Source organism: Arachidicoccus rhizosphaerae (assembly GCF_900107765.1).
GTDB lineage: Bacteria > Bacteroidota > Bacteroidia > Chitinophagales > Chitinophagaceae > Arachidicoccus > Arachidicoccus rhizosphaerae.
This window is the reverse complement of the sequence record NZ_FNQY01000032.1, coordinates 21002-35412: the sequence shown is the minus strand read 5'-3', so window position 1 is coordinate 35412 and position 14411 is coordinate 21002. Positions and strand designations below refer to the sequence as shown.

Below are 14411 nucleotides of genomic sequence, written 5' to 3'. Positions count from 1 at the left end.
TCAGGGCTGACGCATTAAAATTATTTTATTGAGTTATCCACATTTGAGGGTTCCTGTGTATTTGGCTCTAATATTAGAGTTTTTATTCACATGAGAGGTTTTGTTAGATTATTTGGTCTTTCATTGTAGGTAAAACCATGACAAGCGCCCCTTTAACCTATTTTCGTGGTTACAAAGACCACCGGATGAAACGAAAACAAGTACATAAGTTAGACACCATTATTGCAATAACCTTGGCAGCGATTATAAGTGGAGCTGAGAGTTGGTATGACATAGAAGATTTCGGGATAAAGAAACAGCGATGGCTTGGTCAGTTTTTAGATCTCTCGGGAGGCATCCCCTCCCATGATACTTTTAACCGTTTCTTTGCCAAGGCAGATAGTGCAGCCTTAGAGCAATGTTTCAGTGAGTGGGTTTCCTCGATAGCCAGCACCTTGAATGACCGGGTTATCAGCATAGATGGTAAATGCTTGCGTGGCAGCCGTGTAGACAGTGAAGGTAGTTTTATCCACATGGTCAGTGCCTGGTGTAATGAAAGTAATCTGGTTCTGGGTCAACAGAAGGTCTACGAAAAGAGTAATGAAATCACGGCAATTCCAAAGCTGTTGGATGCGCTCTTTATTGACGGGGCTATTATTACGATAGACGCCATGGGGACACAAAAAGAAATCGCCAAAAAGATAATTGCCGGCAAAGGGGACTACGTATTAGCGGTAAAAGGTAATCAGGAGTTCTTGGAAGATGACATTAAAGATGCATTTAAGGAAGTAAAGGCAGATGATGAATACGAGGCAAAAGTTGAATTGAGTCATGGTCGTATAGAAACACGGACAACTAAAGTAATTCATGATCTTGACTGGGTATGCAGTCGAAAAGAATGGCAGCAATTATATTGTATCATTATGGTACTAAGTAAACGAATAGATAAAAAATCGGGTAAACAGGAGGACGCAGTGCGCTATTATATCAGCAGTAAGAATGCTAGCGCAGAGCAGTTTAACAGTTATATAAGAAGCCACTGGGGCATTGAAAATAAATTGCATTGGACGCTGGATGTTGCATTCAGAGAGGACCAAAGCAAGAAAAGAGAGGGGAATGCTGCCCAGAACTTCTCATTAATGACCAAAGTAGCTTTAAACCTGATAAAAAACCATAATCCGGGTGAAAAAGACAAGGGAGGTACAAGAATTAGCGCCAGGCGAAAAAGGAATATGGCCGCCTGGGACAATGATTATCTGCTCGAAATGATAGCAGGGGCTAAAATTTAATGCGTCAACCCTGGGGATGTCCTGTAAGGAACTACCCTGTCAAAGTCCCCCCTTTTGGAGTCGGGTTATCAGCAATTGCCCCTCACCGCTTCTTTAATCAGTTGAATTAACTACTTTTGGTTTATGAACGTACAGATCGCCCCTAGCTGGAAAAAAGTCCTGGCCTCAGAATTTGAACAGCCTTATTTTAAAGGAATTGTTGATTTTTTAAAGGCTGAAAAAGAGTTAAAAAGAACAATTTATCCCGCAGGTCCCCTGATTTTCAATGCATTTGAACAGACGCCCTTTGAGAAAGTAAAAGTGGTCATTTTAGGTCAGGACCCTTATCACGGTCCGGGACAGGCGCATGGGCTGGCGTTTTCCGTCAATAAAGGGATTGCGCTTCCTCCTTCTTTAAAAAATATTTTTAAGGAATTAGCAACGGATATCGGGCTAAAGACACCCACGCATGGCGATCTGACTCATTGGGCGCAGCAAGGCGTACTACTGCTGAATGCCACCCTTACCGTCCGGGCTGCGGAGGCCAACAGTCATGCTAAAATCGGTTGGATGGAATTTACGGACGCCGTTATTGCAAAAATAGCTGCGGTTCATACCGGCGTCGTTTTTATATTATGGGGAAGGTTCGCCCAGCAAAAAGAGGTTCTTATCAATCCAACCAGGCATCATATTTTAAAATCGGCCCACCCATCTCCACTCAGTGCGCATAACGGTTTTTTTGGCTGCAAGCACTTCAGTAAAACCAATGAGCTACTCGTTGGCCAAAAAAAAGACCCGATCGACTGGAGTCTGGACAGCTGATTAATATTACAAACCAATCACTTATACCTTGAAGCTTAGAAAAAAACTTAAAGATATATTCGGGCATATCTGGGCCGGCTGGGCACTGATCGTATTTTTTGTGACCATGCTTCCCTGTCTGATTATTATGAGCAGGTGCATCTGGCTTAAAGATCCACGCAAAGCAGGCTGGCAACAGGCCGTTTCCAGGGTCTGGATGACCGTATTTTTTGCGCTTACCGGCTGCAGGCGTAAAATGATTCACATGGAACACTACCGCAAAGACCGGAACTATATTGTCGTATGCAACCACAACAGCTTTTTGGATGTAATGGTGACCAATCCCTTTTTACCGGGTATTTCTAAAACCATCGCCAAAAAAAGCATGGCATCCATTCCTTTATTCGGTTGGATTTATCGCTGGGGTTCGGTCCTTGTGGACCGCACAAGCGATGAGAGTAAAAGGCACAGCTATCTGGAAATGAAAAAAGTCCTGGACCTTGGCATGGATATGTTACTGTTTCCCGAAGGCACCCGTAATAAAACCCATCAGCCGCTGGGGAAATTTCAAAGTGGCGCATTCAGGCTGGCCATAGAAACCGGCAAACCGATATTACCGGTCGTTATCCTGGGTACTAAAAAAATGATGCCAGCCAGCAAGCCTTTTTACTTACTGCCTGGCACCATTGAATTACATTTCCTGCCTCCGGTGGACCCTGCCGGTCTGACCCATATCCAGCTCAATCGCCAGATCTATGAATCCATGTGGAACTACTATGAGGCCAATTATTAATAAAATACAGCGGTAATAACCGCTAAAACGGACTAGTTGGCAGGAGGCGTCGTCTGCGGAGGATGCTCCCCACCCCCTTTATTGCGCCCTTCCCGGTTTTCCCGGTCTTCCCGGTCTCTTCTGGGTTTTGGCTTGCGGGATCCTCCCTGTGGCCCCTGGTTACCCGGAGCGCCTGGCTGAGGCTGAGCACCGCCGTTTTTCTGCCCCTGCGGATTTCTGTTTTGTTTGCCGGGCTGTCCGGGTTTAGCGCCCTGTCCCTGGTTTTGCCCCTGACGATCCTGCTGATGCTGAGGTCCCTGACCCCGGCCGTTATTGTTACCACGACCTGGTTTATTCGGCCGTTCCTTATCATTACCCCCCCGCTCATTATTTCTTTCGTTGCGGTCATTTGCGGAGCGGTCAAATCTATCTTTTCTGTTTTTTGCCTTTACCGGTTCATTGCCATTGGCCCCGGATGACTGAGGCCGGCCGGAACGCTCGCCACGTTCACTATTTCGGTCGTTGCGGTCCTGATTACGGTCTGTCCCTCTATCTCCACGCTCATTTCGGCTTTTATTTTTGCGTTTTCTGTCACTACGCTCCAGGGAACGCAGGCTGATCTGACCGACCACATCCACAAAGCTAGGCTCTATCTCCTGGGCTTTACCCACCAGTTCGACAGCTTCCAGATTTTCCGGACGGTCCCCCTCTGCATTCAGGCGGAGGATCTCCCGTACTCTTTTGAGCGTCAGTGGATATTGTTTATTACTATCGGGCAGGGTATACCACATCAAATCCTTGAAAATATCTTTTTTAACCAGTGTGGCCCTGCCACGCTGGATTTCCAGTTTATCTGCATTATTTGGGAAATGCTGTAACGCATCCAGATAGGTATCCAGTTCATAGTTCAGACAGCACTTTAAACGGCCGCACTGACCGCTGAGCTTCGTCTGGTTGATACTCAGGTTTTGGTACCTGGCAGCAGTCGTGTTGACACTCTTAAAGTCGGTCAGCCAGGTACTGCAGCAAAGCTCCCTGCCGCAGCTACCGATACCGCCTACCTTTCCGGCTTCCTGACGGATGCCGATCTGGCGCATTTCTACTTTTACTTTAAATTCTGATGCATAAGCCTTGATCATTTCCCTGAAATCCACCCTTTCATCTGCAGTATAGAAGAAAGTGGCTTTTTTGCCATCTGCCTGAATCTCCACTTCCGAGAGTTTCATGGCCAGCTTCAGATCACGGGCGATTTCACGGCTGCGCATCAGCACCTGTTGCTCCCGGTCCTTGCTTTGTTTGAACAGTTCTATATCCCGGTCACTGCTGCGACGCAGTATTTTTTTAATATCCGGACTGAATTCCTTTACACCCTTTTTCTTCATCTGTACGCGGACCAGTTCGCCTGTTAGGCTGATTTCACCCACGTCAAAGCCGCTTACGCCCTCTATGGTTACGTATTCGCCTTTTTCAAAATGTTGAAGGGAATTATTTCTGAAGAAGTCCTTACGGCTTCCGTTTTTAAAACTTAATTCGACGATTTTACAGCTGCTTTCCTCATCACTCATCGGGAGATTCATCAACCAGTCATGTACATTTAACCGGTTACAACTCCCTGTGCTACAGCCGCCGTTGCTTTTGCAGCCATTTGGCTTTGTGCCACAACTTCCACAACCCATGTTCTTTTATGTTTGACATTACCTGTTTCATTAGTATGTTCAGATAACGGATGATTAAAATTGTTAATATATATATATATAGAATCAGCGAAACAAATCAGAAAACATTTGTTAGCTAACCAGCCAAAATTAATGATTTCTGCTTAATAATATACCTTAGTTTAATACTAAGTGCATGAAAGAGCATTTTAGCATTGGCGTTTCGCTCGATATAATAGGCGGCCTTATCTAATTCCTCTACAATGACTTCCTGTTGGCTAACCGATGCAATCTTATTGATTCTGAGTGCAAAATCCTTATCTTTTTCAGAAATCGGAAAATTCTCCGTACCCAGAATCCTTAGCCGGATGCTCTGGCCCAACAGATGGTTAAAATAATACAGAAATTGCTTCTGATTCTCCCTGCCGAGCTTAGCTACCTCATCAATCCATTTAACCAGCTGGATATTATTGCCCTGCATCACGGCATTGAGCCAGTCTCTTAAATAAGACTGCCAGTCTTCCCCGTTATGGGAGGAGAGTTGAATGGCTTCTCTGTAGTTGCCACCGGAAAGTGCCGCCAGTTGTAAGGCCTCATCCGCCGATAAGCCTGCCTTTTGCTCAAGGGCTGCGGCCACCTGCTGGTTATCCAGCATAGGCACTTTCACCAGTTGGGTCCGGCTTAAAATCGTCCCCAGAACTTTTTCTTCATTTTCGGCGACTAATATAAATAAGGTCTTTTCAGGGGGTTCCTCAATAAGCTTGAGCAATTTATTGCCTGAGTTGCCCAGGTATTCCGGCATCCATTGGATCAGGATCTTATACTCACCCTCATAACTTTTCAAGGACAGTTTCCTGAAAATATCATTACACTCCTCGGTGGTAATATTACCCTGTTTATTTTCTGCCTGGATGGATTGCAGCCAGTCATATACATTGCCGTAAGGAAATCCTTTTATAAATTCCCGGAACTCGGGGAGATAATCAGAACTAATGGGTTTATCCCCTGGTTTTTTAGGGATGACCGGAAATGAAAAATGTATGTCCGGGTGCACTAATCCCGATGCCTTTTTACAGGAGGGGCAATTGCCGCAGGACTCCCCTTCTGTTTTATTTTCACAAAGGATATACTGGGCAAAGGCCATTGCCAGAGGGAGCGCCCCCGTGCCTTCCTTGCCTAAAAAAAACAGGGCATGGCTTAACCGGTTGCGGTTAACCATCTCTACCAATTGCTTTTTGGTATCCTGCTGTCCTATAATATCCTTGAATTGCATTTGCCAGCGAAGATAAGGTCTTAATGGCAAATATAAAATCGGGAGTTATCCACGGGAGTGGTTAACTCCCTGAATTCAAATATGTTTGGCTGAATCGGCAATTTTGCTTGTAATATTTTCCTTCAATCAGCCGCCGGCAAGCTGCAGGTGCCATGCATGCTTGCCGGGAGGTTATACTCCAAATAATTCTGAGCGGAAGACGAGACTCGAACTCGCGACCTGAGGCTTGGGAAGCCGCCGCTCTACCAACTGAGCTACTTCCGCTTTTAGAAAAAAGATTTATTTTAATCTTTAGGAACACAAATGTAGCATAAAAAAGAATTCCGTCAAATGGAGTTTGTATGTGAGCCGATATTATAAAACGAATCGCAATCACCGAGGTTCATATATTATTTTCTCCTATATTTATTCCTGAACTTTTCTGCCATGGTACCCCACTTTTGCCGACCCCTGTCAAATTCATAATCCAACTTGAAGTCTTCGTAGCTATAGTCATTAATCAAGGCTTTGGGGCTAGGTATCGTATCCTCCAGAAACTCAATATCCTTAAAATCCCTGGGTAGTTCATCCAACTCAATAAATTGATAAGGATCCATCCACTTGTTTTTAAAAGACGAAACCTTATTTTTTATGTTCCTTCTTATCGTTCTCCAGTATAAAGAAGTTCTTTTAGCATTTCTCGGTTTGTCTCTTACAATGGCTTTACGGTATGAGTTACTCATAAAAAATATTTATATGGTTAACAAGCGGGCATTCATCCTGATAAACGGCGGCGTCCCAATGCCTGTCCATTTAATTTGGGTACACAAATGTAGCATAAAGGTACATGCAGAAAAATATAAACCTGCAACAGCGTATTTTTTTAAAAAAATAGGACAAAGACTCCGGCCATCTCAGGGAATTTTAGTTACTTTGCACTGGTTATATGAAGAAGTGCCATAGAAAATAAAATTACTTGAATTTTAAAGTGAATCATTTGTAAAAATCAATTGGGATTATTATGTCAGGAGGATTGTTTGAATACAATCAGTGTCGGTTATTAGATGCCATCACCTTGCTTCGTAACAGTATAGAAACCATTAAAAAAATCAGATCAGGTGCAGAAGACAACCGTTTTGAATTTCCAGAAATGACGACTGATACGCTGGAAAAATTAGAACAGGGGCTAAAACAGCTTCGAATAGCCTATGTGTATATGCAAAGAATTGATTGGTTTTTAAGTTATGATGACGGTGAAAAAGAATTTTCTAAAAGACTGAATGCAGCGCTGAACAGAGAAGCCACGGGATGCCCGGAGGCAGACTTATGCCATTAACCCCATAACGGTTCATCCTGCCAAAAACACCCTGAAATAACCTTACACCGGTTTCTTACCTTTTACACCTGCCATTACCACCAAGCCATTTAATTATCAGGCTTTATATTAAAGTGCCTGTTAATACCGAAAAAATAGACCTGCCATTACACCAGAAACCTATTTTTTAAGTATTAAAACAAAATGTATGCATTTAAGTATTCAGAAAGGATCGGAAAACTACACAGCCCAGGTTATATCCTTGCCTGCCAAGGTAGAGGTTCCCAGTCTGGACAATCTGGTCCGGGTTACCTATCAGGGCAATGATTGTCTGGTTCAGAAAACCAGTGATTCAGCGGGGAAATACCTGTTTTTCCCATCAGGTTGCGTGCTGGACCAGAAGTTTTTATTCAACAATAATCTATTTCGTCATGCCCCGCAAAATCTGGATCCAAGTAAAACAGGATTTTTTGAAGATTCAGGCAGGGTCAAAGCCCTTAAATTCAAAGGGATTATCTCAACGGGTTTTATCATTCCGGCGGCAAGCCTGGGCTACCTGATTGATCCGGCCCTACTCCCTATAGGGGAGAGTTTTACGGACATCAATAGACAGTCTATTTGCAGGAAATTCATTCGTCCGCAAAGAGGATTTAGTTCAGGTGCGGTCAAAATTAAAAACTTTGATATCCAGACGCTGGTAGATCCCAAATTTGCACCCGAACACACGGATACGGCGCAGTTATTAAAAAACTGTCAGCATCTGGGCTTACTAAGCCAGGTAACCATTACTCACAAACTCCATGGCACTTCCATCAGGGTATTTCATACCCTGATCAAACGCAGGCTGAACCTGATGGAGAAATTCCTTAAAAAACTGGGTGTCAATATCCAGGACCGTGAATACAGCTACCTGGTTGGATCCAGAAGACTGATTAAATCCAAAGATTTTGGTTCAGTCAATAATTACAAATTTTTCAAGCCCGATCTTTGGACAAAAGTTGCCCAGGACTGCCTGAAGGACAAACTCAATAAAGGAGAATCCATATATGCAGAAATAGTGGGTTCGGATTTTGAGGGTGGTGCTATCCAACAGGGATATACGTATGGATTATCCGGTCCTAAACTTTTTATCTACCGAATTACCCAGATCAATCCGGAAGGTATCGAAGTTGACCTGAGCTGGTCTCAGGTTAAACAAAGAGCATCACAGTTAGGTCTGGATACGGTGCCGGAATTTTATCACGGTATGCTGGCACCTTTACTGCAGCGCCATTACATTGAAATACCGGATTTGGTGGATGAGATAAGTTTACAACCGGCACTGGAAGAGTTATTTTATAAACACCTGCTGGATATGCCTTCGATATTAGATCCTCAGGTAACGGAAGAAGGGTTTGTCCTGCGTCAGGACAGCTATCCCTGTGTACGGGCTTTTAAAATCAAATCCAGGAAATTTCAGTTATATGAATCAGGAGCTCAGGACAAACAGCTTGCAGATATGGAAGAGGACAATTAACACAACTGAACGCCATACATAAAACTGGATAACACCGCTAATTGTATCCATCAAGTTATTAATCACAAAAACAATAGAAAATGTTTCACCTAAAAATAAATGCGTCCGAGGGTGCCAGAAATATCTGGTTTACCTCGGACCTATGACTTCACCTGTTGCATAAAAATATCAGCGGGCCGAACAGAACTGTCTGGGAATCCGGTTTCCGGGATTTTAAAGACGAGTTTACAATGACGGATCATATCATTGACCAGATCAATAAGCATGTCGGTCATGATGACATTATGATTAATCTGGGGGATTTTGTTTTTAAAAATCACACTTTTATCCCTCAGTTAAGGGACCGTATTGTTTGCAGGAATCTACATCACATCATCGGCAATCATGACACCAAAATAGAGAAATATAATGACAAGTTCAGCTCCCTTTCGGATATGATGGAACTCAATTATCATGGTCATATATTTTTGCTTTGTCATTATGCCATGCGTGTCTGGCACCATATGCATAAAGGACATTTTCACCTTTATGGCCACAGCCATGACGCAATTGACAGACACCCCAACAAAGCATGGGGCAGAAGTATGGATGTTGGAATAGACAGTGCTTATAGGTTATTGGGGGAATACAGGCCTTTTCACATTGATGAAATCATACAAATTCTATCTAAAAGAGAATCCGTACCACAGTCGTTTAAAGATTCCGGATAGTAAATGGGTGGCTTTTATCTCCTTATTAATCAAAAGTGTTTTTTCTTTTACCATTAAGCAAGTGTGCTGACTGAGCACTTTCAAAATGGGGATTAGGAGCAGTCAAAAGCTGCTCCTTTTCTATGGCGCATACCTTGTGAAGCGTCTCCACTCCTTTGCTTTAATAGCATGGGCTTTATTCATCTCTCAGACTCTGAACCGGATTTGCCCTGGCAGCCTTCAGCGTTCTAAGACATAGTACCATTAGCGCAATCAACAGCATCCCTGCAGCGCAAATGAAAAAGATGCTCCACCCTACTTTGGTTCTGAAAGCAAAGTCACGGAGCCATTTATTGGAAAAATACCAGGCAAAGGGGAATGCTATAACTGCTGCCAGAAGGACCAGCTTGACCATACTTCTGGAAAGCAGACCAATAATGCTTCCTACGGAGGCCCCCAGTACTTTACGGATACCAATCTCTTTGGTTCTTTGATTCGCCATAAAGCTCACCAGACCCAGTAATCCCAGGCAGCTGATAAAGATAGCAAGACCGGTCGCCCACATCAGCAAGGTGGAGAGTCGTTGATCTGCATTATATAATTTTTCCAGACTCTCATCATAAAAGCTGTAATTAAAATCTATATTGGGGTAAAAGGTTTTATATTTCTTTTCTACGGTTGCAATAATACCAGGCCAGCTATCGGGTCTTTTCTGATCCAATAAAATGGACATCATATACCCATAAGAGTGGTTATCGGCAAAAACAACGGTCGGGCTAATTGCAAAATGAAGATTCTGCGTCGTAAAATCTTTCAATACACCGACAATTACGGCTGTATCGGCACCGCCACCAAACATATACTGGCCGATGATCTGATTTGGGTCTTTCACATTGAGCTGATGCATAAAAGTTTCATTGATCATTACCTGTCCCATCCTACTGGAAGTATCTACCTGGATATTCTTACCCGCCAGTAATTTGAGATCAAAAACCGGCAGATACCTGTCATCAACACTCCTGGTATGGATATTATCAAAATTTTCTTTCTTCCCGTTTCTGACTATATCAACAGAGGTCGTATTCCAGCCATTTCTTGTGGGCATCCCTGTAGAAATACTGATATCCTGAATGCCGTTCACCTGTCTGAGATCATTCAATAATACAGATTTATGGCTTTTATTACCCAACGTAAAACCATCCGGAATATAAAAGGAGATAATGGCATCTTTTCTGAACCCCAGATCCTTATTCATCATAAAATGTATCTGTTTGCCTATGACGACTACCACGATCAAAAAGATCTGAGCAATTACAAACTGAGAGACGGTTAATACCTGCCTGAGGGTGGCGTTTCTGGTTTTGCCATTCTTTGTCGTCTGGTTTTTAAGCGCCTCAACCGGCTTAAATTGAGTCAGCACAAAAGCCGGATATAATCCAGCCAAAAAAGTCACCAGGATAATGGTCATCATCAAAAACAGCAATACCACGGGGTTCAACATATCCTTCATATTTAAACCATCGGGTACAAAGCCTTTAAAGACATGCAGTAAAAATGGAGCAAGGAGCAGTGCCAGCACTGTAGCCAGTACCGTTAATACGAACGTTTCCGTCAAAAACTGATAAATAATTTTTTTATTACTGCTGCCAAAACTCTTTCTGACACCGATCTCTCTGGCTCTGAGCGTAGACTGAGCAGTTGACAGGTTAATAAAATTAATGGCTGCCAAAAGCAGTAACAATAAGGCAAGAACTCCTAGATTCAGTAAGGAAGACTTACTGACCCTGCCATCAATTTTCATATTAAAGTGTACATCAGACAGCGGCTGCAATACACCTAATTGACGCCATTTAGCCTTTTGGTCCTTTGTATTGGCTAAATATAAATCTTTAATCTGTTTACCCACTTTCTGTGGATTTACTCCGGGGACTAACCGTACCAGACACTGAGCGTACCCATTGACCGAAGACCAGGAGATGGTTCCATAGCTATTAATAAGCGGCGTCTTGGTAAAAGTTGAAAGGGATATAAAATTATCAAACTTAAAATCGGTATGCTGTTTCTGGTCCTGTACGATACCTCTGACCGTTACATTGACGGAATCATCAAAACTGATGACCTTTCCTACTACCTCGTTATAATTTACCCCGGGAAAGAATTTCCCTGCCTCCGAGGTGGACAGTACAATGGTATTGAGTTCGTTTAAAACCCCGGGGCTTCCTGCCAGCCACTGATAGGGAAAAAGATTAAAATAATTGGCATCCACAAAGACGGTAGCCCCCCAATCCGACACCGTTTTCCAGTCTGCTTTTGTCTGAACCTTTGCATAATTTAAAAAATCAGCCGCACATACCTGGGCTACATGACTGATTCCGGTTACATTTTGCCTGATGGCATCAGGAGCCAACAGATTAACACCAGCATTCGTGCCTTCCGTACCCGTTTGGGTATACAATCTGTAAATCTGGTCAGCCTCCGGCTCCCATTTGTCAAAGCTAAAATCATAGCGAACAATCAGAAATATTACCAGTGAAGCGCTGATACCTACCGCCAGTCCCAATATATGGATGGCCGTCGTAGCTTTACTTTTTTTAAAATTCCTAAAGGCAATCAGCAGATTTCTTTTAAACAGTTGCATACTCGATCATTAACAGGTCAATAATAAAAACTACCAGGAATAACTCAAAATAGCGAAAAAAAGATTGCTTAAAATATGCCAACAACTAACATACTAATTTTAAATCTATTATAAATTTAAAATATCACCAACTGTATCAATAACGAACAGTTTCTGTACGGTATTGATACAAAAGAGTCGGGTAAAACGGCCATCCTGCAATCTCTGTGCTCTTTTCTGCAACGGCTTCGTAACTTTAAGCCCGTAACAGCTTACCTTCACCCTTAAAATTTTCAAATAGCAATATGGATCCTTATACCGTTCCCGCCCGCACACAAATCGGACATGTCCATCTAAAAGTCTCCGATTTACAAAGAGCCCTGGATTTTTACCAGGGTCTGCTGGGCTTTTCATTAACCCAGCGTTACGGCAATCAGGCAGCATTTGTTTCTGCAGGAGGCTATCATCATCATATCGGATTAAATACCTGGGAAAGTCTGGGCGCTCCGCCCGCCCCAAAATATGGGGTAGGCTTATTTCATACGGCCATTGTTTATCCAGAAAGAAAGGACCTGGCCATCATCTATAAAAGACTAGTGGAGGCAGCTTATCCCTTAACCGGTGCCGCTAACCATGGTGTTTCTGAAGCGCTTTATCTGGACGATCCGGATGGGAATGGAGTGGAGCTATATTGGGATAAGCCCAGGGAAGTATGGCCCAGAACTGCAGATGGCGGCATTAACATGTATACCCGTCATCTGGATCTGGACAGTCTGCTCAGTGAGCTCCGTTAATGGGCTAAGAACAGCTTTGTTTAAAACCAATACCACTGTCCCGGAACCTGACAGCAATGCACTAAACATAAAAACAGGAATGTCTTATTGGGAATTCCCAAAAACATTCCTGTTTTAATTGATCAACATTATCGCTATCCGCCTTCAGATTATTTGCGGCTATAGTTGGGTGCTTCTTTGGTAATATATACATCATGGGCATGGCTTTCGCTCATCCCTGCATTGGTAATCTGAACAAAAGTTGCTTTTTGCAAAGCGGCCAGATCCTTGGAACCTGTCAGTCCCATACCCGCTCTTAGACCACCCACATACTGCGCAACGATCTCATTTAAATTCCCTTTGAAGGCAACCCTACCTTCAATCCCTTCCGGTACTAATTTTTTGGCATCAGCACCACCGTCCTGGAAATAACGATCGGCACTACCCTGCTGCATGGCGCCGATACTGCCCATACCTCTATATTGCTTGAACTTACGACCTTCATAAATAATGGTTTCTCCAGGGCTTTCTTCCACCCCTGCAAATACGCTGCCCATCATAACTGCCTGGGCACCGGCGGCAAGTGCTTTGACCATATCTCCGGTATAACGAATACCTCCATCGGCAATCACAGGGATCCCGCGGCGCTTTAAAGCCGCAGCGGCGTCCATCACTGCACTTAGCTGCGGAACACCGGCACCGGCAACGATACGTGTGGTACAGATGGAGCCCGGTCCGATACCTACTTTAACGGCGTCAGCACCGGCGTCTGCCAGATCCTTGGCGCCTTCATAAGTGGCTATATTGCCTGCAATAACCTGCAGATTTTTAAAGTTCTTTTTAAGGCCTTTTAAGGCATTGATAACGCCCAGGCTATGTCCGTGTGAACTGTCCAGTGCTACGATATCCACGCCGACCTGCTGTAAAGCGTCAGCCCTTTCATGCAGGTCCTTAGTGATACCCAGTGCACCACCAACCAGCAATCGTCCAAAGCTATCCTTAACAGCATTGGGAAAATTCTTTAACTGCAAAATATCTCTATAAGTAATCAGCCCGGTCAGTTTACCGGCTTTATTCACCACCGGCAACTTTTCAATCATATGCTGACGGAAGATTTTTTCTGCCTTCTTCAGATCGGTGCCTTCCGGTGCCGTGACCAGGTTCTCTTTGGTCATTACATCTGCTACCCGCTGGCGCATATTGGTTTCAAAGCGTAAATCACGATTGGTTAAAATCCCCACCAGTTTACCGCCGGCATCTATAATAGGGATACCGCCGATTTTGTTTTCACGCATCAGTCTTAGAGCGTCACCCACTGTTGCATCTACCTGTAAGGTAATGGGATCAAAAATAAGTCCGCTTTCACTTCTTTTTACTTTTCTTACCTGCTCTGCCTGCTTTTCAATAGACATATTCTTGTGCAGAATTCCCAGCCCTCCTTCTCTGGCCAGTGCAATGGCTAAAGAGGCTTCCGTTACGGTGTCCATGGCCGCAGAAAGCATAGGAATATTCAGTTGGATACTTTTGGTCAGTTTGGTCTGGATATTTACCTGACCAGGCAACACTTCGCTATAAGCAGGCTGTAACAGCACATCATCAAATGTGAGCCCGGTTCCGTAAAATCTTGACTTGGGAGAGGTTGATCTTGTTGAGGTATTCTTTGTTTCCATATGCAAAGATAGATGCCTAACTTATTATGTACAAAATTTTTTTTCAATCCTAACAATTCGATAAGAAGATTTGCGGGAATCGGCATAAAATTCGCAGGATTTTA

At 43.6% G+C, this 14411-nt stretch carries 12 protein-coding genes and 1 tRNA gene; 7 read left to right on the top strand and 6 right to left on the bottom strand.

The genetic code is table 11. The annotated features are described in order from the left end of the window. The first annotated feature begins 137 nt into the window (after window positions 1-137). The 3 genes from BLU80_RS17780 (at window position 138) to BLU80_RS17770 (ending at window position 2841) form a co-directional block, all read left to right on the top strand. Complete coding sequence (locus BLU80_RS17780; protein WP_091391872.1) at window positions 138-1268, top strand: ISAs1 family transposase; 1131 nt, start codon at window positions 138-140, stop codon at window positions 1266-1268. Window positions 1269-1391: 123 nt separating this feature from the next. Continuing rightward, window positions 1392-2069 carry a uracil-DNA glycosylase gene (ung, locus tag BLU80_RS17775; protein ID WP_091401120.1) on the top strand — a complete coding sequence of 226 codons (678 nt, stop codon included), beginning with the start codon at window positions 1392-1394 and terminating at the stop codon, window positions 2067-2069. 28 nt (window positions 2070-2097) lie between these two features. Further along, complete coding sequence (locus BLU80_RS17770) at window positions 2098-2841, top strand: lysophospholipid acyltransferase family protein (RefSeq protein ID WP_244519002.1); 744 nt, start codon at window positions 2098-2100, stop codon at window positions 2839-2841. Window positions 2842-2873: 32 nt separating this feature from the next. Here the strand turns inward: BLU80_RS17770 and ricT are convergent, their stop codons facing one another. The 4 genes from ricT to BLU80_RS19455 form a co-directional block, all read right to left on the bottom strand. After that, on the bottom strand, window positions 2874-4496 hold the full coding sequence (ricT, locus tag BLU80_RS17765) for a regulatory iron-sulfur-containing complex subunit RicT (protein ID WP_091401118.1): 1623 nt from the start codon (window positions 4494-4496) through the stop codon (window positions 2874-2876). Window positions 4497-4611: 115 nt separating this feature from the next. Continuing rightward, window positions 4612-5748, bottom strand: a complete 1137-nt coding sequence (locus tag BLU80_RS17760) for a DNA polymerase III subunit (protein ID WP_091401116.1) — start codon at window positions 5746-5748, stop codon at window positions 4612-4614. 191 nt (window positions 5749-5939) lie between these two features. Next, window positions 5940-6012, bottom strand: a tRNA-Gly gene (locus tag BLU80_RS17755). A 125-nt stretch (window positions 6013-6137) separates the two neighbouring features. Further along, window positions 6138-6470 carry a hypothetical protein gene (locus BLU80_RS19455; RefSeq protein ID WP_139188198.1) on the bottom strand — a complete coding sequence of 111 codons (333 nt, stop codon included), beginning with the start codon at window positions 6468-6470 and terminating at the stop codon, window positions 6138-6140. Window positions 6471-6748: 278 nt separating this feature from the next. On the opposite strand from BLU80_RS19455, the gene BLU80_RS17740 reads away from it, so the two are divergent. The 3 genes from BLU80_RS17740 to BLU80_RS17730 all read left to right on the top strand — a co-directional run bounded on the left by BLU80_RS17740 (window position 6749) and on the right by BLU80_RS17730 (window position 9268). Continuing rightward, window positions 6749-7063, top strand: coding sequence for a hypothetical protein (locus BLU80_RS17740; protein ID WP_091401111.1), 315 nt, complete (start codon window positions 6749-6751; stop codon window positions 7061-7063). A gap of 187 nt (window positions 7064-7250) precedes the next feature. Continuing rightward, window positions 7251-8558, top strand: coding sequence for an RNA ligase family protein (locus tag BLU80_RS17735; protein ID WP_091401109.1), 1308 nt, complete (start codon window positions 7251-7253; stop codon window positions 8556-8558). Window positions 8559-8788: 230 nt separating this feature from the next. After that, the gene (locus BLU80_RS17730; RefSeq protein ID WP_139188197.1) at window positions 8789-9268 is read left to right on the top strand and encodes a metallophosphoesterase family protein; all 480 of its coding nucleotides are present in this window, start codon (window positions 8789-8791) and stop codon (window positions 9266-9268) included. A gap of 175 nt (window positions 9269-9443) precedes the next feature. Here the strand turns inward: BLU80_RS17730 and BLU80_RS17725 are convergent, their stop codons facing one another. Next, the gene (locus BLU80_RS17725) at window positions 9444-11885 is read right to left on the bottom strand and encodes an FtsX-like permease family protein (RefSeq protein WP_091401105.1); all 2442 of its coding nucleotides are present in this window, start codon (window positions 11883-11885) and stop codon (window positions 9444-9446) included. A gap of 284 nt (window positions 11886-12169) precedes the next feature. Between BLU80_RS17725 and BLU80_RS17720 the strand changes: the two genes are divergently transcribed. Beyond that, entirely contained in the window at window positions 12170-12658 is a 489-nt protein-coding gene (locus tag BLU80_RS17720) for a VOC family protein (protein ID WP_091401104.1), read from the top strand. Between the two features lie 149 nt (window positions 12659-12807). Here BLU80_RS17720 and guaB read toward each other — a convergent pair whose 3' ends face one another. Beyond that, entirely contained in the window at window positions 12808-14307 is a 1500-nt protein-coding gene (gene guaB, locus BLU80_RS17715; RefSeq protein WP_091401123.1) for an IMP dehydrogenase, read from the bottom strand. Between the last annotated feature and the right edge of the window lie 104 nt (window positions 14308-14411).